This is a genomic window from Brevibacillus choshinensis, from assembly GCF_001420695.1.
In the GTDB taxonomy this organism is placed as follows: Bacteria; Bacillota; Bacilli; order Brevibacillales; family Brevibacillaceae; genus Brevibacillus; species Brevibacillus choshinensis.
In genome coordinates, this window is record NZ_LJJB01000013.1 from 978,479 (window position 1) to 999,918 (window position 21,440).

A 21,440-nucleotide genomic window follows, 5' to 3' on the forward strand; every position below is an offset into this window, starting at 1 on the left:
ACTCCTTTCATTTATAAACATTGAAAACGAAGGTAGATTCATAACTTGATAACGCAATCGAGAACAAAAAGAGAGATAAATGGTCTTCTTCCATCTCCTCAATCTCTATGGCCTCACACAAACACAATGGAATCTACATCCCTAAAATTCTAACTACAAAATGGGTTTGAACACAGCAAAAATAATGACTAGACAGACGCCGTTCCATAGGAAAGTGACAATACATAGGATGGAGCGGGTGAATGTGATGATAAATAAAAAACAGGGTTTGACCCGTTTGACAGGGCGTATCGTTGTGCCCGGTGATCCTGCGTACAACCAGGCTCGAATGGAATTCAACAAACGAATTTCCAAATTCCCTCGTGTGATTGTTTTTTGCAAAAGAACACAAGACGTAGTGAATGCTGTTAAATGGGCGAGGGAAAATCGCGTTCCGATTCGTGTGAGAAGCGGACGGCACAGCTATGAAGGATTTTCTGTGATGAATGGTGCGATTGTGATCGATGTTAGTCAAATGAACCGCATCCAGATCTATTCAAAACAGAAGTTGGCCAAAATTCAGACGGGAAACCAACTGCAAAGAGTTTATCGAACACTATGGCAAAAGCGTGTAACGATCCCAGCGGGTACTGCTCCTGATGTCGGGATTGCTGGATTGACCTTAGGGGGGGGAATTGGGTTGTTATCCCGAAAATACGGGTTAACACTTGATAACCTGAAGGAAGTTGAAATGGTTGTTCCCCATGGTCGCTTTGGTGCGAAAATCATCCGGTGTAATGCCCATGAACACGCGGATTTGTTTTGGGCCTGTCGTGGAGGCGGAGGAGGCAATTTTGGAGTTGCTACATCTTTTACCTTTAAGGTACACCCCATCTCAACGGTAGCCATCTACAGTATCACTTGGAAATGGAAGGATCTTGGAAAAGTATTCGACGTGTGGCAGAAATGGGCACTATCTGTAGATAACAGGCTTACTTCCACCATTCAAATGTTTTCCAAACAGGTTGGAACCGTGGAATCCACGGGTCAATTTCTCGGGTCGGCAAGTGAACTGCGCAGGATGATCCAACCGCTTCTTCATGCGGGTACGCCATTGAAAGTACGAGTGAAAACGGTTCCTTTTATAATAGCTACAAAATTTTTTGCCCAAATCGATATCGGTTTGTTGCCTAAATTTAAAGTTACCGGTGGGTACGCTTATCGTGCGGTGCCTAAGGAAGGAATTCGAACCATCCAGCGGTTTCTGGCAAATCCCCCCAATAAACATGCCAACGTGGAGTGCCAAAGCTTGGGAGGAGCTGTCGCTCGTGTCTCCCCCACTGCTACAGCCTATGTTCACCGACACGCCAAAGTGATTTTTGAACTATCAGCAAGATGGAGATTGAAACAGGAACAGAAGCGAAACATTAAGTGGGTAGAAAGCTTTCGTAGAGCCATGACTCCTTTTTTAATAGGAGATTACGTGAATTTTCCTGATCTGGAATTCAAGAATTGGCCAAGGGTATATTACAGGAACAATTTCAATCGGCTAACAAAAATAAAACGGAAATACGACCCTTTAAACGTATTTCATTTCCAACAAAGTATTCCACCTGCTAAAAATTGATATTATAGATCCTGAGGGCGTTACCTTAGCAAGGAAACGAGGAGTCGAAATAATAAATAAGGGAAAAAACCACAAGTGGTTAGAAAATAATGGCCTGATCAAGACTGCTAGTATATTTCATCTAAATACTATTTACTATTTGCCAGCACTCCATTATTTTTAAAGTAGATAGTTAACCGTTGAGGACCTAAGAATCATATATTAAAGGATATCTGGAGGAGCACTCTATGATCATGGCTTTTTAAGCATGCATAGGGTGCTCTTTTTTGTAGAAAGGAGACAATATGATAGCTGTACTCGTTGAAACGAAGGAACAAGCAAAGAAATTGGCAGCTCCTTTTAATGGGGAAGAAAAGAGTGGATACATAACGATATCATCATGTCCAATTTTTGCATACCTCGAGTATATGAAAAGGTCTCGTGTAGTCTTCGATTCCTTCATCCCTCAGCTTTTGTGTTATATCCAGCTGCCACAAGATGCCGAATTGTTCGTTTTTCAAATGAGTATCTAGCTAATCCCCTCTTTTACTCCATCGACGAAATGATGTTCTCCAACTTTTCCTGATCCATCGGGCCGATGAATTTTTCCCGGATCACTCCATTCGAGTCGATCATGTAGCTGGTAGGAATGGAAATGGCTTGGTACTGAACCGCCACCTGCTTGTCGACATCCAACACCACCGGGAACGTCATACCGTAGCCTTTGATAAAGGCTGCCACATTCTCCACACTATTTTCGGTTGAAGTCAAATTCACCCCGAGAATGACGACTCCCTTATCTTTGTTTTCCTCATAAAAAGCTTGCATATCCGGTATCTCAGCTCGGCACGGAGGACACCAAGTAGCCCATAGATTGACGATTACTTTTTGACCACGCAGGTCGGACAGCTTGATGGACTTTCCCTCTGGAGTCAGCAGTTCAAAATCCGGCGCAAGGTTGCCCTTCTGGATGCCAACCGCTTGCGATACAGGCTGTTCAAGGGAAGTGGTTCCTTGCGCATAGAGCCCCCATCCTAGCATGGCCAAGAGGGCGACTATCGCGAACAGATTGTTACTCTTCATTGGGGGTTCCTCCTGTATCACGAGCTCGATTGGCTAAAAACAAAGCGAGGACGGAAAAAATGTAGTAGAGTAGCTGCTCTTTGGATAGACCGACCAAAAGCGGCGCATAATCCGGGGAGAAAAACGTCACGTATACCTGACAAATACCGAACCAGAGCAGCATTTGCAGCCATGGGATCACACTCGTTGCACGATCTAGCTTACGAATCACCCACAGCAAAAAGACGATGGCGATGAACGCTTGCTGAAAGGAATACCAACCACCTACCTGCTCCACCCCCCACGTAAGGACATGTCCTACTGCCCAAGCAGTCAATCCACCCGTAGCAAAGACATCCACCAATACCGGGATGGGTATCCCCTGTCGTCTCACCTTTACCACCAAGTATACGGAGACTGCCAGTACACCCAGCAAGATTCCACGATCCCCACCTGAGAAATAGAGAAGCGACGCAGGCTGAGCCCATACTTTTGCGGGATAGAATAGCGCATAGCTGAACTTCCAGACGAAAAAAGCCAAAAGTAAGCTGCTAGTTATCAGTTCGAAGATCGTCTTTCTTTGCTCCTTTTCCTTTCGCAGCCGAAAATAAACCGCTACGAACGCTGATAAGATGGGGACCGCTATAGCCAGCATGCTCATTTTGATCAAGAAAGGGCCAAACTGTATGACATCGGGCATGTTCTTTTGTTTCCTTTCTCTGCGGCTTTTTTGGTATAAAAACCTCTATCGAGGCTTGTTCATGGACGAATGCCCATACAATCTCTTATGTGAAAACAAGCCTATTCTTTGTAACAGAATAGGCTTTGACGTATCTATGCTAGTATAAATCACCAATTCTCACCGTACCATTTATTTCTCGCTCACTGATCTTAGAAGGACAGGCTGACATTGGCGTCCTTGGCAAAATCGAGGAAAGTGACGGCACCGCCTACTTCAATTCCGTAGACAAAATCTTCTTTTACCAGCCCCATGACATCCATCGTCATCTGACATGCGATGAGCTTCACACCCAAGTCGCTAGCCATTTTCACCAGCTCGGGAATGGTCGGGATGTTCGCTTTTTGAAAGCCTTCCGCCATCGATTCTTTCCCTGCCGGGAGTGGCAATTGCTGATGAGCTTCCTTTTGAATGAGATTCAAGCCTTCAAAGGTAAAGAAAATAGCTACCTCTGCATCTGTCGCTGCGGAAGCAGTCGCGATCTCCCCCATTTTTTTACAAAAAGGTCCTTCTTCCCGTCCATTTTTTGCTATTCTATAAAGAACATTTCGCATGAGGAGGCTGCGCGCATGACATCCTTACAAGAACTTCTGACAACCAAGAACGTACCCTTTGAAATCCTGGAGCATCCACAACTCATACGTACGGCGCAGGACGGTGCTGACTATTTCGGCATCGAGCTTGGCCAAACTGCACCTACTCTCGTGCTGGAAACCGAAAACGGCTATGTCGCCGCGATTCTGACAGGAGATCGTGGACGGCTGGATTTTCAGTCCGTTGCCGTTACCTTATCATGCCAGGAAGTAAAGCTTGCCAACCCCAAGCAAGTGGAGGCCATCACGGGTTTTCGGATCGGCACGGTACCATTGGTAGGCCTCTTTCTTCCTTGCCTGTTTGATCGCAGACTGTTTCGTTACTCCGCTATTTATGGCGGGACTGGCGAGGCAGGATCGACGCTAAAAATCTCACCGGGAGCAGTGGAGGAATTGAATCAGGTAATGGCTTATTTGGACTAAGCGGTGAGGTGGACAAGAGCCCGGGGAGACAGCGTCGCTCCCCAAGAATCACTGTTTGTCCACGAATGACCATCACTCAATTGGACAATGGGAGGAAACGTTCGACTCCTGTTTATCTAGGTGAATCGCGATGAACCATCCTATGGAGGTGGTACCCTCTTACTTCCTTTTCAATACACCGAGATATTCTTGCCAGGGTCCGACATCTGTGCGGTATCTCTCCGCCATCACCCGTACGATTTGAGTGATGTGCGTCAAGTCATGAACGACCCACGTAGAGAGCAATTCTCTGAGCTTCACCTGACCAAACGCAGGGTGTGAGCCCGTCAATTCTAGATGCAAGTCAGGGTCAATCATCGTTTGAAGAGTAGCGATATTTTGTGCTCGAATCGTTTTGAATTCCAGTAATTTTTGTTCGATGGATCGTTCGGACGTTTCTTGCAAGTGAGAAAAACGGTCAAATGAGGGAAATGGTTTCCCTTCCCCTTCTTGTAGAATCATTTCTAATCTGGGGAGCCAATTATGTTTCTCCCCCTCTATGAGGTGCTCAATCACTTCAGAGGCATTCCATGTTCCCACTCCTTCCTTGCATTGCAGCCATCCTTCCGATAAACCCGACAAAAAATGCTCCAATGTTTGCGGGGTGCGCTCCAAAACCTCAATCGCTTCTTTCATCGAAAAATTCATATCCTTGCTCCTTTCTATTTAGAAGACTACCTATGCGACAGGCGTATCGATATTGTCATCCATTCCGGGCATACGAAACTCAAAAGCTCTCAGGCTCTTCCATGAACCACATGATATAGGAGCAGCGTTGGCAAACCAGGATGGTCGCTTCTTTATTTGCCCAATCCAGCCCAAAGAAGGTTGCTCATCAACTCCTCTCCTCTTTGTTTGTTATACGCTTCGGTTGTACCAAAAGTTTCCAAAACAACCTTATGTGCTTGTATCATGAAGCGGTATCCGACTACAGCAAAACCTGACAAACTCCAATACCATGTAATAGTCACGGCTTCATGGCAAAGGAGAGTGAGTCATCAGTGGGAAAGCGAAAGAAAAGAATTATTGTCGGAATCGCTTTTAACTCTAAAAAGCTAAAGTACAACCGCAAGAAGAGATTCTCAGTGAGCTGGATAAAGAACCGTATGAACATATTTATGCGGTATACGCGGAAGAGTTTGCAAAGGCAGACCAATCAAGGCTTTGATGCCCTTGTGGAGTACGAAAACCATTCCCGCAAAAAGATTAATAGGCAGCTGCGCAAGTATAAAAAACTCCCTAATAATATCAAGTTCATCCCGAAAAGCATGTATCAAAGAAGCATCAAGAAACGCCTGAAAGGCTATCGCTATTTATATCTGGTCCGGCTAGATTCGGATGACTTGTACCGCAGAAGCTATATTCAACAGCTCAAGAAGCATCGCAGGCGAAAAGGTGTCAAAGCGATTATTAATCAGCATGGCTACATGTATGATTCGAGAAAACAACGGATTGCGCCGATGTATGCAAAGTCACCGGCATTTTATACCTTGATTTATAAAGCGAAAGACTATTTGCGTGGCAAACGCTATAAACTTCGCGGGGGGCATCCTGCTGTCATTCGCTTGCGTCACGATAAATTGCGTCTAAGAAACTATGTGCATATCATCCACTCGGGCAATACCACAAGCAAATTCCTCTCAAAGCGCAATAAGGTCATCAACAAAAGGCGTGTCGTAAAAGGACGTCATCGTGTAAGAAGAATCCTTTCCTCGTTCATGTAAAAAAACAGCTGCCCCTCACAAGGCAGCTGTTTTATCTATCGGCGTTGTTCACACTCTGTGAAATCCGAATCGTCACTTTGGTTCCCTGATTCGGTATGCTTTCAACCTCCAGCGTGCCGCCGAAATTTCGCAGCCGCCTTTCGATATTGCGCAATCCAACTCCTTTTCGAGTCTCCTGCTGAATTTCCAGGCTGGCCCCAAACCCTGGTCCATTGTCTTCAACAGTTACCACAGTATCTCCGTCCTCAGTAACGACAGTGAGTTTTACCGTTCCTCCATCCAATTCCTTCATCGCTCCATGGCGGATAGCATTTTCCACGATCGGCTGAATGGTCAAGGGAGGAATGAGGCCTGTGATGCTTTCCTCCACTTCACAAATGACATCCAGTCGATCGCCGAAACGGATCTGCTCGATATGGAGATAAGCGTCTACCAGCTCCAGCTCACTTTGAATAGAAATCACTTTCTCATGTTGTTCGAAGTCAAAGCTGTTCCGCAGATACGTACTAAAATCGAGCAGCAGTTCCTGCGCCATTTCAATATTCTTGTGACTAACGGCTAATATCGTCGTCAAGGCATTGAACAAGAAGTGCGGCTTGATTTGCGAACGTAAAAAGGCCATCTCAGCCTCGATCAATTCGCTGACAGACTGTTTCATTTTCAAGAGAGTCCGTACCCGTGCTCTGAGCTCGAGTGCCTCGACAGGCTTGGTAATATAATCGTTTGCTCCCGCCGCAAATCCAGCGAGCAGGTCATCTCTCTGACTGCGTGCGGTCACCATCAGGACAGGCAGCTCGGAGGATGAATACATCTCTCGCACTTGTTGGCACACTTCGTACCCTGACATCTGTGGCATCATTACATCGAGGATGACGAGATCCCAATGCCGATGTTTCTCCAAAGCCTCCACTGCTTCCCTTCCACTGGACACGGTGACTATCTGATACGGCTCCACCGCCAACAGCTTCATCATCACGTATTGATTCGTCGGCTCATCATCCACCAGCAAAATGGTTGCTTCCGCCTTCTGTTGCGGAAAATGCGGCATGAATGGTAATGACTGCAATTCGGTAGTTGCGGCCACCAAACGCTCGACGGAATGAAGAAAGTATCGTTCGGTGCTTTCTACGTGTCTGACGTCTTCAAGGCTACTCGATACAGGCATGGTAAATAGGAATGTCGTGCCTTGTCCGACCACGGAGCTGACACGAATCTCACCCCCGTGTCGTTCCACAAGCTTTTTACAAATATGAAGTCCCAGCCCGTTCCCTTCGTTGCTGGTTCCTCTCTCCCCTTGCTCGAACATGTCAAATATGCTTTTTTGCTGCTCTTCTTCAATCCCGATCCCAGTATCTTTGACACGAATCTCGACCATCCTGCCTTTTTGCTCGGCCTCGATTGTAATGGTTCCAGCTGGGGTAAATTTAATCGCATTGTAGAGCAAATTGAAGACGATCTGCATAAACCGCTGCTCATCCGCCCAGATCCGCACTGACTGTTCAGGAACCTGATTAACAAGCCGTACTGACCTCTCGTCGGTCATGTAACGCATCACGTCTAGGGCAACCGCTACCACATCATGTACCTTGAGGCTGGTCGGCTTTATTTCCATGCCCGCATGTAGATGTGAAATATCTAAAAGATCGTCCAGCAAATGAGTGAGGCGCTTCCCCACGCCTATAACAAGCTCCAAATCCGCTTTTTGTCGCTCGTTCAGCTCTCCTGCCCCACCATCCACCACAGACTGCACGATGTTCAACGTAGCATGGAGAGGTGTGCGTAATTCATGCGATGTATTCGCTAAGAACTCATCCTTTGCTTTATCCAGCATCAGCAGTTGCTCGGTTAATTGCTCCGCTTTTTGCAAGGCAGTAAAATACCCCCGCGTGCTCAGCATCGCCAGAGACATGGCAAACACAATGATCTCCAGCGGAATCCAGCCGTCGTCCTGCATCCAGCCTAGAGACCTCAGATTTTCAAATACCCCGTTGAAGAGGAGGCTGCACGTGCTGATGACCACCCACATGACACTTGCAGGATTATGCCACACCCTACGAAGTAGTTGGATGAAGTGATACAAGACTGTGATCCAGGAGAAGAAAATATAGAGTCCTTGCAGATGGGTAAATTCTTTTGCTTCCAGTAGCAAAACGGATCCTGTGCAAAGCAGGATGATCGTCAGCAGCACTCTGCTTACCGTATCGTTTGATTTTTTCAGCACGATGTTTTTCATGAATAAAGAATAGCTAAAAGCAAGAGCAAGCATTGAAATAAACTGAATTCGCGTCGCCCAATCGTAGGACAAGTCGAACCAGTCGAGCGCTATACGCTCACGATGTGTAAAGATATATAGCGCTGCAAAAAAGTTGGACAGGGCGAAGTAAATAAACTCCTTGAAGCGACGATTATAGGCGTACAGAAGAAAGAAGTAGACGCTAAATAAAAAGATCACGCTGGCAGCAGTCGCGTCAAAATATTCGGAACTACGTTTGCTCGCCAATATGTCTTGAACAGGGCCAAACGAGATCCCATCAAATACACCGCCACCTGCCGCAAAATCCACATTGGCAACCTGCAAGATGATGTCCACCTCTGGCCTTGTAATGTTTACAAATGAAAGATACGGTACATTTCGGGCAATCACATCTTGGGACTGTGCCGATGGCTGCCCTTGCTGTCCTACGGTTTGTCCATTCACAACTAATAGATGCGACGAGCGTATATTCGAAACCCGAACACCCCATACGCTCTGCTTACTTTCAGGCAAAAGCAGCTTTACATGATAGGTCCCGTAACCGAGCGATGTGACCTTCTGATCGTTGACATACTTGTCCCACACGCCTGGCACATGAACCATCAACGGCGAAGTGCCCTTCGCAGAAAGCTGATCGGTTTGGAGCAACTTCTCACGATAAAACTCCCATTCCCCCTCTAGCTCAATCGTCCCTTTATTGGCGAAATCCCATCCTCTAGCGTCCAGAACCCCTTGCTTGGCCACAGGCATTTCCGTTGGGCTGTAAATATAGTCCCAAGTCAGCCGAATACCAATAACGAAGAGAAACAGGGTGAAGATGATTAGCAATTTTCCTTTATTCGCCATTGTCTCCCCCTCATTCTTTTTCCCACTCCATATTTTCCCTGTAGGAAAAGAGTTGTCAAGGAAAAATCCAGAAGAGAAACGGTTAGATTTTTTATTAAGTTGACACTTAATTAAGCGTGGACTAAAATAAAAAACATGATAGATAAAGCCATACAAGCGATTGCTGAACCTAGACGGAGGGAGATCTTGTCTCTCGTCCGCGACGGGGAGCTTGCCGCAAGCGTCATTGCATCCCATTTTGAAATTTCTGCTCCAGCCGTATCGCAGCATCTCAAGGTTCTGGAAGAATCCGGACTGGTAGTCGTCCGCAGGGAAGGAACCAAACGGTATTATCGATTGAGGAGGGACGGATTCGCCGAATTGAAACAGTACATCGACCGTTTCTGGGATGACAGCTTATTGCGATTGAAAGAAGCAGCCGAAGAGGAAGAAAGGAGAAAATCATGACTCCCTTGCAAAGTGAACAGATCGTAAAAGAAATTTTTATTGAAGCTCGTCCGGAAACCTTGTTCTCATTCTTTACAGATCCAGACAAATTAGTCCGCTGGATGGGCAGACAGGTTCTGCTTGAGCCAAAAATCGGAGGAAAGTACCGCATTGACATTAACGGAAGTGACGTTGCAATGGGCGAGTACGTGGAGATCGTCCCCTATGAGAAAATCGTCATGGCTTGGGGGTGGGAGAAATCAAAGGTTGTACCTCCCGGATCAAGCACACTCGAATTCCGACTGACACCGAAGGATAACGGGACCCTGTTGGTATTGACCCATTCCGGTTTGCCTGCGGAAGAAATTCCTTCCCACCAACATGGCTGGACTCATTACATGGCACGCATTCACCAGTTGGGACAAGGGCAAGATCCCGGAATCGATCCATGGTCGGAAACGCCGATGCATGAAAACTAGTTCGTATAAGCATCACAGCCTATATGTTTGGAGGTCGTTTCTACCTATGCAGCGAACCCTGACAACGCTCCGGAGTGGTACGCGAATATCCAATCAGCAGAGTGGCGGACCCCAAAACTGCTGACGGTAGGCTTTTTCTAAGCTCCCTTTTTCTATTAGGGTGAAGGAAGCCGATCGGGAGTACGAGGATACGATAAAAAGCTCCCACCATGTGTGAGAGCTTTTGTTTTAGTTATCGCTAGCGTCACTTCGTTGCAGCAGTTTCTCCGCCTCTTGATCCCTTCGCTCGAACTCGCCGCTCCTCGTCCAGAGCAAAAAGCGGTCATCTAGCAGCTCAGCCAGAATCGCTCGCTTCTCTCGTTCCCCCAACTTCAAGCCGAGGATTCGCTGTCGCATCTCTCCGAGAAACTGCGTGTAAGCTCCGTACTCAGGGCCTACCCATTCCTCCAGCTGTCGCCGCATCTTTTTTGCGAGACCGGGGTTTTGTCCTCCCGTGGATATCGCGATCTGCATATCGCCGCGCTCGACCACGGCAGGAACGGTAAAGGTGCACAGTTCGGGCCGATCTACGATGTTTATCCATTGGTGCGACTGGCACGCCTCGTATACAGCCAGGTTGACCTCAGGCTCGCTCGTCGCCGCAATGATCAGCACCGCATGGACAACGTCGGCCTGTTCAAATGAACGCTGCTGAAGGGAGAGCTTGCCTTCCTGTGACCAATCCTTGATCTGCTCGGTACATGAAGGAGCGACGACGGAAACCTCGGCACCCGCTTCGAGCAGGCTGCGTACTTTCCGCTCCGCCACTTGCCCGCCACCGACGACCAGACAGCGTTTTTGTTGCAAATTGACCATCATCGGGTAGTGGCGCACTGCACGTCACTCCTCTCGCTATCTTCGAACGCCTTGCAGTCAGCTAACAGGGGTGTTTGCTGACTCCAACGCCCCTTCAAACCAATTGATCTTGTCCCGCAATTGTACCACGTCGCCTACCAGGATAATCGCCGGATTCGTGATCTGGCTGTTCGTAGCCATCCGTTCCTCGATATTCTCCAAGGTACCCGTCAACGTCACCTGCTGTGGCAGCGTGCCCCACGAAATGATCGCTACGGGTGTCTGTGGATCGCGTCCATGCTTGATCAGCTGCGTGCGAATGAGAGACAAATTCGCCACCCCCATGTAAAAGGCAACCGTGTCGATACCCGTGGCCAAAGCTCGCCATTTATCAGTCGCCAGCTCTGGCTTGTCTTCACGCAAATGTCCGGTCACGACCGCATAGGACGAGCCATGCTCCCGATGCGTCACAGGAATGCCTGCGTAGGCAGGAGCAGCGATTCCGGCAGTCACACCTGGCACGATCTCAAACGGAATTCCCCGCTCCGCCAAATGCTCCGCTTCTTCTCCCACACGACCAAACACACACGGGTCTCCGCCTTTCAATCGCACTACGACATTTCCTTCCAATGCCTTTTCAGCGAGAAGCTCGTTGATTTTTTCTTGTTGCAACGTATGGTTATCCGGTAGCTTGCCGCAATAAATGCGCTCTGCCGTCTTCGGTGCATACTCCAACAGCGCGGGATTCGCCAGTCGATCGTAGATGATCACATCTGCCTGTTGCAGACATTCCAGCCCTTTAACCGTAATCAGCTTGGGATCTCCCGGACCTGCTCCGACCAAGTATACTTTCCCTGCCCGGCTCATCGATCACTTACCCCTGCCGACGCAAAGGTCGCCATCTCTCGCACCATTCGGGTCGAAGCTTCGATGATCGGGAACGCAAGAGCTGCGCCGCTTCCTTCACCAAGTCGCAGATTCAGATCGAGCAGCGGTTCCTTGCCAAGCGTCTTCAGCACAAAGGCATGGCCTGGTTCCTGCGAACGATGTCCCGCAATGAGATAGTCCGCTACTGTCGGTTGAAGCCGTACCGCCAAAAGAGCAGCTACCGTAGCGATGAATCCGTCCAACAGAACCGGAACACGGCGCGATGCAGCTCCGAGGATTGCCCCAGCCATTGCACCGATCTCCATCCCGCCTACTTTAGCCAGAACGTCGATTGGGTCGGCAGCATCTGGGCGATGCAGGGCGAGCGCTTCTCTCACCACCGCTTTTTTGCGTTGCCAGCCCTCATCCGTCAGCCCTGTTCCGCGTCCCACGATTTCATCCGGGTCGGCCTCAGTCAAAGCAGACAGGATAGCGCTGCTAGCTGTTGTATTGCCGATGCCCACTTCCCCGACAATCAGAACTTTGGCTCCATCGGCCACAATCTCCTGTGCGGACTCCACCCCGATCTGAATGGAGCGCTTTGCCTCTTCACGGGACATGGCGGCTTCGCGGAGAATATTACCCGAAGCAGCCCTGATGCGCTTTTTGCATACGCCAGGAGCGTCTACCTCTACCGCTACACCAACATCCACGAACTTTTGCAAGGCACCGATCTGACGGGCGAAAACATTGATCCCTGCTCCGCCATGCGTCAAGTTCAGCAGCATTTGCGCCGTAACTTCCTGCGGATAAGCGGATACGCCTTCCGTAGCTACGCCGTGATCCGCGGCAAATACGATGATTCCAGGTGGGCTTACGACTGGGAACGCCTCTCCTGTCATGGCAGCCAATTCGACTGCCAGAGTTTCTAAGCGCCCCAAGCTCCCGAGCGGTTTTGTCAACTGGTCGACGTGCTGTCTTGTTTGCTCTGCCGCTTCCTGATGGAGCGGTTCGATCCTGCCGAGTTGTTTTTCCAAGTCTTTCATCTTACATGCACCTCGTTTTCCTGGTAAAGCCGCATTTGCTCTTCGATAACCTCTACTTTTACATGCTGGCGAACGGTGTCGGCCAATAAATCGTACCCTTGCTCCCGAAGGGCGACAAAGGATGGGCGATCCGCTAGCGGCACCAGACCTTTCTTTGTCCGAATCGCGTTGAGCAGAAGAGTTCGAAAATCGTCATTGTGGAACAGACCGTGAAAATACGTCCCGATCAGTTTTCGGTCCTCTGCACAATAGCCATCTGAGCGATCTTCTAGCTGAATAAATGGTGCGTCGTTCTCTGTGTAGACCGATTGCCCCATGTGAATCTCGTAGCCTTCCAAAACCAGCTGTCCCCCTGCAAAACTAGCTGTACCACGCGAGAGTACGGTCGTCTTTCGAGGTTCCATCGTCGTCACCATCGGGATCAAGCCAAGCCCTACCAGCTCTCGTAACGGTGACTCCACACCATCAGGATCGTGGATTGACTCGCCCAGCATTTGATAGCCGCCACACAGTCCGATCACGTAGGTTTTACCTTCGCGATGGAGCTCCTGGATACGATCTGCCAGTCCGGTTTCTCGTAAAAACTGCAAGTCTTCCAATGTATTTTTGCTTCCTGGCAGGATGATCAGATCCGGTTCTCCCAGCTCCTCCAGTCGAGTCACAAACCTCATGCGGCAATCCGGCTCCACAAAAAACGGGTCCACGTCCGTAAAATTGGAAATACGTGGGTAGCGCAACACGGCAATGTCGATGTCACGTGGTGTCTCTCGTTGTCCTTGGTACCGATGCAAAATGAGTGAGTCCTCGGCATCGATCCACAAATCAGGAATAAAGGGGACGACCCCAAGCACGGGCTTCCCTGTGTACTCCTCAAACCAGTTCAGCCCCGGTTCAAGAAGCGTCACATCCCCACGAAACCGATTGATGATCACGCCGATTACACGATCCCGATCTTGCGGCTCCAGCAATTGCAAAGTCCCTACCAAGCTGGCAAACACACCACCACGCTCGATATCTGCCACCAAAATGACGGGAGCATTGGTCAAGCGAGCGACTCGCATATTGACCAGCTCGCGGTCGTTCAAGTTGATCTCTGCTGGGCTGCCTGCTCCCTCGATGACGATCCGCTCGTAGGCATCTGCCAGTCGCGAATACGACTCCCCGATAATTCGCAGCCCTTCGTCGAAAAACTCCTTCCGGTAGGCCATCGCTTTCATATTTTTGTAGGGTTCCCCGTTGACGACGATCTGCGACTCGGAATCCCGGGTCGGCTTGATCAGGATCGGATTCATGTCCGTCGTAGCAAGAACTCCTGCTGCCTCTGCCTGAACGCCCTGTGCTCGCCCGATTTCCTTTCCGTCGATCGTCACGTACGAGTTGAGCGCCATGTTTTGCGATTTGAACGGAGCTGTCTTGTGCCCAGCCTGCGCGAAAATCCGGCAAAAGGCCGTGGCAATCGCGCTTTTCCCCGCGTCTGAGCTCGTTCCCTGAATCATCAACGGGAGGGCTTTAGGCACGCGCGCCCACCTCCACGCAGCGTTCGATCCAGCGTTTCACCAATTCTGGATTCGAGCCAAAGTGCAGGTGCGTATAGCCTGCAACCAAATTCTCGGTAGCGTAGCCCTCCGGCTTGGTCCCGCGCAAGCCTTTGGTCTCATAGGCATGCGGCAGTTCTGCATCTGTGGCATAGGTGGAGTAATGGAATTCGTGCCCTTTTGCTTGTTCCTCTGTTCCGAGCAGGAAGTTCCCTTCTTTTCCACGTACCTCTCGATAGCCCAGTGCCGCGAGCTTCTTTTGCATCGTCACTTTGCCCGGGATGAGTCCGACCATCGGATAGCTGTCGCCTTCTGTCGTGACGATGGCTTCTGTCAAAAACATGAATCCGCCGCACTCTGCCAGTGTCGGCAGCCCGCTCTTGATCGCTGCTCGGAATGACTCCAATACCGCTTGATTCTGCGAGAGCTCGGATGCAAACTCCTCGGGGAAGCCTCCACCGATATACAAACCATCCGCCTCCGCTGGCACTGTCTCACCCGCGAGTGGCGAAAAGAAACGCAGCTTGGCGCCGTACGCTTCCAACAGCTCCAAATTTTCCGGATAGTAAAAATGGAACGCAGGATCCTTTGCCACGGCTATGGTCACACGAGGTTGTGTGCCTGTCACGCGCTCGGGTACACCTGTGACCGCAAACAGCTTTGCCTCCGCCTGCAATGTCTCAGCTTTTGCCAGCTCCCAGATCAGCTCTAGGTCGACCGTATCGCCAATCAGATCGGCCAGCTTGTCAAACAACGGTGTCAGTTCACCACGCTCTACGGATGGAACCAATCCGAGATGTCGCTCCGGAATCTCCAGCTCGTTTTCCCGCTTCAGGTAACCTACGACGGGTATGCCGCACTCCTGCTCGATAGCTGCCTTGACGATTTTATGGTGTCCTTCACTCCCGACCTTGTTTGCGATGACTCCGACGATGCGTGCCGCGGGATTGAGTAGCTGAAAGCCTTTCACGATAGCTGCCGCACTGCGTGCCATGCTCTGGCAATTGACTACGAGCAGGACGGGAGAGCCTGTCAAAATGCTGATTTCGGCCGTGCTCCCCTTGTCGCTGGTCGCTTCCTTGCCATCATACATCCCCATGACGCCCTCAATGATAGAAATGTCCGCACCTGCCGATCCCCGGACGAAGATCTCCTTGACCGTATCGTGGGAAAGCATGTAGCTGTCCAGATTACGCGATGCCCGACCAGTCACTGCCGTGTGATAGGTAGGGTCGATGTAATCAGGACCGCATTTGAACCCTTGCACGATGTAGCCTTTTCGTTTCAGTGCTGCCATCAGCCCGATGGTGACGGTCGTTTTTCCAGCCCCGCTGCCTGTTCCGGCAATGACGATACGGCGGCTCTCACTCATGCACGCCCCTCCTCTCGATACGGCATCAAGCCGACGGATATGGTGGTATTCCCTGATTTTTTCTTGGTCAGAGCCAATGTGTCCACGCCAGTGTACAGTTTGACGGCTGGCTCGCTCACGCCATAGGCTCCCGTATACTTATAGACCGTGTCAGACGGGTCCTCGATCTGTACCTGATTTAGCTCTTCCGGAGAGTACCAGACAAACGGCCAACCGTATTTTTCGCATACAGCGATGAGTCCCGCCTCGTCCTTTTTCAGCTCGATGGTGGCAAGAGCTTTTACACTCTTAATGGAGAATTGCAGCTCATCTAGCGTCTCCTTGATCACCGCTTCGATCTCCTCTGCTGATGTCCCTCGGTTGCAGCCCATGCCAAGCACGATCACCTTTGGTCGATATAACACGCCGTTGGTCAGAATCGATTGTTCTGCTTGCGAAAGCAACCGATGCGTGACAACCAGCGCTGCTTGTGGTTCAGCAGCCTGAGCATCAGCAATCGTCTCGTACTCCTGGATCGAAGGAGGCATTGGGGTATCGTGCATCCACCAGTCCCTTTCCCCGGACTCATTGACGACTGCCACCCGCTCTTCATTTACGACCGACGCACTGACCGGGGTCAGTTTGTCAGCCGAATCCCACTCCCACCCAAAACGGCGTCCGAACAAATCTACCGGAATGGTCTTTTGCACGTCAGAGGCCGTCGTGATGATCGGGCGTGCTCCCATGACTGCTGCTACCTCACGTGCTAGCTCGTTCGCTCCACCGAGATGGCCGGACAGGACGCTAATGACATTTTCTCCGCGGTCATCCACAACGACGACGCCCGGATCTTTCTTTTTGTCTTCTAGAAGTGGGGCGATCATCCTCACGACCGCTCCCAACGAAATGATGATGATCAAGCCTTTGTAAGCAGGCCAGAGGGCGGGAAATAGCATCCGCACGCTATTGGAGAATAGCTGGATGGCTCGTGATTCTTCATCCCCCCGCGCAAACTTGCTCATGTAGTACAGATCCGTCCCCGGAAACTTCTGGGCGAGATCGCGTGCCATCTCTACACCATGCTTGGTGATCGCGACGATCGCGTACTCTCCGCGCTGCTGGATGACCGGGATTTCTCCTTCTACCAGTTCGATGACCATTACTCTTTCACACCTTTTCTGAACCCGTGCGTGAAGGTTTTGTCATAAAGTTTGGATCGGTATTGCTCGTTTTTCTCATGAATGTGCGGGTCCAGCGCCCATCCTGCCAAAATCATCGCATGCTTGCGGATTCCGTTTTTTCCCATATCCTCGTCGAGGTTCTTCAGCGTCGTGCGTAATATGAACTGATCCGGCCAGCTCGCGCGTTGTACGACTGCGACAGGAGTATCCTCACTCCAGCCAGCTTCCACCAGCTCTCGCACCACTTTTTTTGTCAGGGTCGCACTCAAATAAAGGGCCAGTGTGCTATGATGCTCCGCCAGGGCACGTAGCTTTTCACGCTCTGGCACAGGAGTACGTCCTTCTGCACGGGTCAAAATCAAGGTCTGTGTCAGCTCGGGAATCGTCAGCTCAGCACCGACTGCTGCCGCTGCTGCAAAGACCGAGCTCACGCCTGGAACGATCTCCACTTCGACGCCAGCCTCTTTCAGGAGCGCGATCTGTTCCATAATCGCTCCGTAGACGGACGGATCGCCTGTTTGCAGACGTACGACCAGCTTTCCTTGATTGACGCGATCTACCATGAGCTCTACCATTTCCTCCAACGCCATGCCGGAGCTTTGCAGCACCTCTGCGTCTGGATTGCCCAAAGCTACCAGATCCTCATTGACGAGAGAATCCGTAAAGAGAATCACATCTGCCTTTTGCAACAGCTTCAAGCCTTTTACCGTAATCAAATCAGGATCGCCTGGGCCTGCCCCTACAATGTACAGCTTCATGATTTTTTCACCACCATCAAGGTAAGATAGCTGAGCTCTGCTCGCTCCAGCTCCCGAACATCCGTCCAAACCATTTCCTCTGAAGAGGTCACTTTGGTAGCAACAGCCGCTTTGTCTACCAGATTCATTTCTTTCAGCAGACCGATAATCATCGGCAGCACCTTTGCCACTTTCAAGAAGATGACGCAATCATGGGCTTCGATCGCCTGACGCATCGCTTCCTTGTCTTCTGTTGCCGGGATAATCCCGATCTGCTCATCCCCATCCGCGAGCGGCAGATTAAACCGTGAAGCCGCACCGAGGAACGAAGAGACACCAGGAACAGTGACGATCGACACTTCCGGGTGCTCGTCTTGCATCACTCGCATCATATGGATAAAGGTGCTGTAGAACATCGGATCGCCTTCTGTGACGAACGCCACGTCCTTGCCCTCTGAGAGACGCTCCCAGACCAACTCCACGGTGTTGTTCCATTCACGTTCCAAAATTTCCGGATCCCGCGTCATCGGAAATACGAGCCCGAGCATTTCCTTGTCTGTTGCCGGTTTTACATACAGCTCCGCGATTTGATGGGCATAGCTTTTGCTTCCCATCCGTTTTTTCGGGTAGGCGATGACCGGCGATTGCTGCAGCAAACGAAACGCCTTTACTGTAATCAACTCCGGATCTCCGGGACCTACTCCCAGTCCGTACAAGGTTCCGATCTTTGTCACTTGTTGTCTCCTCCTTCTTCTTCCTCGACCTTTTTGGCCCATGCTGTAATGATGTAGATCGGATTCAATGCTTCAAAGCGTGTCAGTGACAAAATCGGCTTGCTGCGCGACAGCTGGGCGAGTGTGACGGACGTTTCAAAGCCTTCTGCGGCAAAAGCCTGCGTCGCTTCATACAGCGTTTCGATGGTAGCTGCGTTGACCACAATACGTCCACCTGAGCGGAGTCGGGTGCAGCAAATGTTTAATAGCTCACGGAGCTCTCCGCCGCTGCCGCCGATGAATACGGCATCCGGGTCGGGAAATTGGTCCAGCCCATGAGGCGCTCGTGCGTTGATCACTGTCAGATCCGTGCGAAACTTGGCCATATTCTGGCGGCAGTTTTCTAGGTCATCCGCATTTTTCTCGACACCATATACTTCGCCTTCCCTTGCGATGCGTGCCGCTTCAATCGCCACAGAACCCGTGCAGGTACCGATGTCCCAGATGATGCTCTTGGCATGTAGCTGCAGCTGCGCAATGCTCAGGATGCGCACTTCTTTTTTGGTAATCAAGCCTTTGTCCGGCTTACGCTGGGAAAACTCCTCGTCTGCGATGCCAAATGGCCAGACAGGACTCTGGCGGCGCCTTTTGAGAATGACGACGTTCAGGTCGGAAAAGACGCCGTCTGCCATCTCGTCTAGCGTATACCAGCCTGTTTTCTCATCTGCACTACCCAGATTTTCTGCCACAAACGCGTCGTACTCGGTCATTCCGAACGAGAGCAAGTAATTCGCAATCGCTGCGGGGCTATTTTGTGCGTCTGTTAATAAGGCCACCTTTTCCTTGCCATCGATGCGTTGCGCCAGGCCCTTGATACTGCGACCGTGAACGCTCATCAGCGCTGCATCGTGCCAAGCTTCCCCCATTTTGGCGAAGGCAAGCTGAATAGAGCTCAGATGCGGGTAGATTTCCACGTTCAACTTTTTAGCGAGCAAGCCGCCGATACCGTAAAAAAGCGGGTCGCCCGACGCGAGAATGACCGTCTTTCTCGTCTCTGCACGCAATTCTTCTACCATAGCGGTGAGTCCGCCCTTGAGGACTCGTTTTTCCCCTCTATACTCCGGGAAAAACGAAAGATGTCTCTCCCCGCCTATCAGCAATTCACTTTCTTCTATCCATGAACGGTACAACGGCAGCAAGCTCTGCTGTCCGTCATCCCCGATCCCGATCACTTTCATCATCTGTGTCATTGATCGTCACCTTTCCCAACAGGGACCCTTTCATCGTAATGATCACGGTCTCCACTTCCATACCGCCACCTACTTCCTTCAGGGCGGCTCGGCAGCAATTCTCACACATCATTTCGAAAAACGCCGGATTGTCTGCCATCAGATCGCCCACCTGTGAAGCCGTATTGGCCTCTCTGATCTGCGTCAGCAACTCTTCGGATACTCCAGCCTGCTCTGCCATCTGGGCGAGAAAGCCGAAGTCGACGGGAGCGCTTTTGGAATGGACCATCATGACACCCTGCGCGACCTTGGAGAATTTGCCCATCATCCCGACGAGGGTCACCTTTTTCATCTTCTTACGCTTGCATTGTTGCAGGGAAAAACCAACGAAATCGCCCATCTCCACAAAGGCTTCCTCCGAAAGCTGCGGGTACATTTCAATTCCGTAGTTCTCGGTCTTGCCTCCTGTTGAAAGGACGATATGTTCACATCCTGCTTCCTTGGCGACATTGACAGCTTGCGCCACACTAGCCTTGTAGGCAGAGGTGGAAAACGGCACCACGATTCCGCGCGTCCCCAAAATGGAGATGCCACCGAGTATGCCGAGTCTTCCATTCAATGTTTTTTTCGCGATCTCTTCACCCGTGGGAACGGAGATCACGATCTTGATTCCTCGCTCGATCTCGAACTGATTCAGGACATCTTGGGCTGCTTCCCTGATCATTTTACGCGGGACGGGATTGATTGCCGCCTCCCCGATCGGGACAGGTAGGCCGGGCTTGGTCACCCTACCTACCCCGAGTCCACCGTCCAGTACGATGCCTGGCTCATCCAGCCACTCCACCGTGCTGAGAATCAAGGCACCGTGAGTCGCATCCGGGTCGTCTCCCCCGTCCTTGATCGTGCTTGCAGTCGCCTTTTCCAGAGTGAACTCGCAGCTCTCCATCTGAAAAGTCACGATCTCACCAATGGGCAGCCGGATCGTCGCTTCACTCTGCGTCTCCTGGGTGATCAGCGCGATCAAAGCAGCCTTTGTTGTCGCCGTTGCACAAGATCCAGTTGTATAACCATGGCGAAGGGGTTTTGCCTCTTTTTCGTCCGTCGCTGCTTTGGTCGCCATGGGTTTATCCCAACCGTTCCGCCATGATGGAGATCGCATTCAGCGCCGCTACGGTTACTGTACTGCCGCCTTTTCGTCCGATGTTGGTGATAAATGGGATGTCCATTTTCGCCAGCTCTTCTTTGGATTCTGCCGCAGAAACGAATCCTACCGGCATCCCGATCACGAGACCTGGTCTCGCTTCGCCTTCTTTGACCAGTCGGATCAGCTCGAGCAAAGCTGTCGGCGCGTTGCCGATGCAGTAAATGCCGCCGTCCGCTTCCTTGATCGCCTTGCGCATGGAGATAATGGCACGGGTCGTGTTGAGGCGCTTTGCTTCTTCCATGACATCGCGGTCGGAGATGTATACTTTTACTTCTCCCCCATATTTCTCGATGCGGTTTTTACTGATCCCTACTTGTACCATCTGTACGTCTGCTACGACCTTTTTCCCGCTGCGAATAGCGGCAATTCCCGCTTCAATCGCATCCTTGTGGAATACCAGACTGCGTCCGAGGTCAAAATCTGCAGAAGCGTGGATGACGCGTTGTACCACTGGAAATTGCTCGTCTGTAAACGGATGCTCGCCCAGCTCGTCGGCGATCATCTGGAAGCTCAAGTCCTCAATTTCTTGCGGTTGCACCGTTAAGGGTTTGAAATCCGTACGAAAATCCATCG

21 protein-coding genes are annotated in these 21,440 nt (G+C 50.6%); 5 read left to right on the forward strand and 16 right to left on the reverse strand.

Features of this window, described 5'->3' with window-relative positions; translation table 11 throughout:
• Window positions 1-247: 247 nt before the first annotated feature.
• Window positions 248-1,606 (forward strand): FAD-binding oxidoreductase, encoded by a 1,359-nt coding sequence (locus AN963_RS24900; protein ID WP_055747871.1) that lies wholly within the window; start codon window positions 248-250, stop codon window positions 1,604-1,606.
• Between the two features lie 525 nt (window positions 1,607-2,131).
• On the opposite strand, the gene AN963_RS24910 is transcribed toward AN963_RS24900, so the two are convergent.
• From AN963_RS24910 to AN963_RS24920, 3 genes are all read right to left on the reverse strand, one after another.
• Window positions 2,132-2,668, reverse strand: coding sequence for a peroxiredoxin family protein (locus AN963_RS24910; protein ID WP_055747213.1), 537 nt, complete (start codon window positions 2,666-2,668; stop codon window positions 2,132-2,134).
• Window positions 2,658-3,347 carry a hypothetical protein gene (locus tag AN963_RS24915; protein ID WP_055747214.1) on the reverse strand — a complete coding sequence of 230 codons (690 nt, stop codon included), beginning with the start codon at window positions 3,345-3,347 and terminating at the stop codon, window positions 2,658-2,660. Before AN963_RS24915 ends, AN963_RS24910 begins: the two co-directional genes overlap by 11 nt.
• A gap of 191 nt (window positions 3,348-3,538) precedes the next feature.
• Window positions 3,539-3,940, reverse strand: coding sequence for a DsrE/DsrF/DrsH-like family protein (locus AN963_RS24920; RefSeq protein ID WP_055747215.1), 402 nt, complete (start codon window positions 3,938-3,940; stop codon window positions 3,539-3,541).
• A gap of 15 nt (window positions 3,941-3,955) precedes the next feature.
• On the opposite strand from AN963_RS24920, the gene AN963_RS24925 reads away from it, so the two are divergent.
• Window positions 3,956-4,402, forward strand: a complete 447-nt coding sequence (locus tag AN963_RS24925; protein ID WP_055747216.1) for an aminoacyl-tRNA deacylase — start codon at window positions 3,956-3,958, stop codon at window positions 4,400-4,402.
• 159 nt (window positions 4,403-4,561) lie between these two features.
• On the opposite strand, the gene AN963_RS24930 is transcribed toward AN963_RS24925, so the two are convergent.
• A complete protein-coding gene (locus tag AN963_RS24930; protein WP_055747217.1) occupies window positions 4,562-5,089 on the reverse strand; it encodes a DinB family protein in 528 nt (175 codons plus the stop codon).
• 329 nt (window positions 5,090-5,418) lie between these two features.
• On the opposite strand from AN963_RS24930, the gene AN963_RS24935 reads away from it, so the two are divergent.
• Window positions 5,419-6,165, forward strand: a complete 747-nt coding sequence (locus tag AN963_RS24935; protein ID WP_083497052.1) for a glycosyltransferase family A protein — start codon at window positions 5,419-5,421, stop codon at window positions 6,163-6,165.
• A 31-nt stretch (window positions 6,166-6,196) separates the two neighbouring features.
• Here AN963_RS24935 and AN963_RS24940 read toward each other — a convergent pair whose 3' ends face one another.
• Window positions 6,197-9,265: a hybrid sensor histidine kinase/response regulator gene (locus AN963_RS24940; protein WP_055747219.1), complete on the reverse strand. Its 3,069-nt coding sequence runs from the start codon at window positions 9,263-9,265 to the stop codon at window positions 6,197-6,199.
• Between the two features lie 135 nt (window positions 9,266-9,400).
• Between AN963_RS24940 and AN963_RS24945 the strand changes: the two genes are divergently transcribed.
• Together AN963_RS24945 and AN963_RS24950 are read left to right on the forward strand one after the other, a co-directional pair.
• The gene (locus tag AN963_RS24945) at window positions 9,401-9,712 is read left to right on the forward strand and encodes an ArsR/SmtB family transcription factor (protein WP_083497102.1); all 312 of its coding nucleotides are present in this window, start codon (window positions 9,401-9,403) and stop codon (window positions 9,710-9,712) included.
• Window positions 9,709-10,170 carry an SRPBCC family protein gene (locus tag AN963_RS24950; protein WP_055747220.1) on the forward strand — a complete coding sequence of 154 codons (462 nt, stop codon included), beginning with the start codon at window positions 9,709-9,711 and terminating at the stop codon, window positions 10,168-10,170. The genes AN963_RS24945 and AN963_RS24950 overlap by 4 nt, the downstream gene beginning before the upstream one ends.
• 228 nt (window positions 10,171-10,398) lie before the next feature.
• Here AN963_RS24950 and AN963_RS24955 read toward each other — a convergent pair whose 3' ends face one another.
• The 11 genes from AN963_RS24955 to AN963_RS25005 are packed head-to-tail and all read right to left on the reverse strand — an operon-like array spanning window position 10,399 to window position 21,438.
• A complete protein-coding gene (locus AN963_RS24955; protein ID WP_055747221.1) occupies window positions 10,399-11,043 on the reverse strand; it encodes a precorrin-2 dehydrogenase/sirohydrochlorin ferrochelatase family protein in 645 nt (214 codons plus the stop codon).
• Window positions 11,044-11,082: 39 nt separating this feature from the next.
• Complete coding sequence (cobA, locus tag AN963_RS24960) at window positions 11,083-11,871, reverse strand: uroporphyrinogen-III C-methyltransferase (RefSeq protein ID WP_055747222.1); 789 nt, start codon at window positions 11,869-11,871, stop codon at window positions 11,083-11,085.
• Window positions 11,868-12,917: a nicotinate-nucleotide--dimethylbenzimidazole phosphoribosyltransferase gene (gene cobT / locus AN963_RS24965; RefSeq protein WP_055747223.1), complete on the reverse strand. Its 1,050-nt coding sequence runs from the start codon at window positions 12,915-12,917 to the stop codon at window positions 11,868-11,870. Before cobT ends, cobA begins: the two co-directional genes overlap by 4 nt.
• Window positions 12,914-14,434, reverse strand: a complete 1,521-nt coding sequence (locus AN963_RS24970) for a cobyric acid synthase (RefSeq protein WP_055747224.1) — start codon at window positions 14,432-14,434, stop codon at window positions 12,914-12,916. The genes cobT and AN963_RS24970 overlap by 4 nt, the downstream gene beginning before the upstream one ends.
• Window positions 14,427-15,824: a cobyrinate a,c-diamide synthase gene (locus AN963_RS24975; protein ID WP_055747225.1), complete on the reverse strand. Its 1,398-nt coding sequence runs from the start codon at window positions 15,822-15,824 to the stop codon at window positions 14,427-14,429. Before AN963_RS24975 ends, AN963_RS24970 begins: the two co-directional genes overlap by 8 nt.
• Window positions 15,821-16,963 carry a cobalt-precorrin 5A hydrolase gene (locus AN963_RS24980; protein WP_055747226.1) on the reverse strand — a complete coding sequence of 381 codons (1,143 nt, stop codon included), beginning with the start codon at window positions 16,961-16,963 and terminating at the stop codon, window positions 15,821-15,823. Before AN963_RS24980 ends, AN963_RS24975 begins: the two co-directional genes overlap by 4 nt.
• Window positions 16,963-17,742, reverse strand: a complete 780-nt coding sequence (gene cobM / locus AN963_RS24985) for a precorrin-4 C(11)-methyltransferase (protein ID WP_055747227.1) — start codon at window positions 17,740-17,742, stop codon at window positions 16,963-16,965. The genes AN963_RS24980 and cobM overlap by 1 nt, the downstream gene beginning before the upstream one ends.
• On the reverse strand, window positions 17,739-18,455 hold the full coding sequence (gene cobI / locus AN963_RS24990) for a precorrin-2 C(20)-methyltransferase (protein WP_055747228.1): 717 nt from the start codon (window positions 18,453-18,455) through the stop codon (window positions 17,739-17,741). Before cobI ends, cobM begins: the two co-directional genes overlap by 4 nt.
• Window positions 18,452-19,684, reverse strand: coding sequence for a bifunctional cobalt-precorrin-7 (C(5))-methyltransferase/cobalt-precorrin-6B (C(15))-methyltransferase (locus tag AN963_RS24995; RefSeq protein WP_055747229.1), 1,233 nt, complete (start codon window positions 19,682-19,684; stop codon window positions 18,452-18,454). The genes cobI and AN963_RS24995 overlap by 4 nt, the downstream gene beginning before the upstream one ends.
• A complete protein-coding gene (locus tag AN963_RS25000; protein WP_055747230.1) occupies window positions 19,647-20,783 on the reverse strand; it encodes a cobalt-precorrin-5B (C(1))-methyltransferase in 1,137 nt (378 codons plus the stop codon). Before AN963_RS25000 ends, AN963_RS24995 begins: the two co-directional genes overlap by 38 nt.
• A gap of 4 nt (window positions 20,784-20,787) precedes the next feature.
• Window positions 20,788-21,438 carry a precorrin-8X methylmutase gene (locus AN963_RS25005; protein ID WP_055747231.1) on the reverse strand — a complete coding sequence of 217 codons (651 nt, stop codon included), beginning with the start codon at window positions 21,436-21,438 and terminating at the stop codon, window positions 20,788-20,790.
• Between the last annotated feature and the right edge of the window lie 2 nt (window positions 21,439-21,440).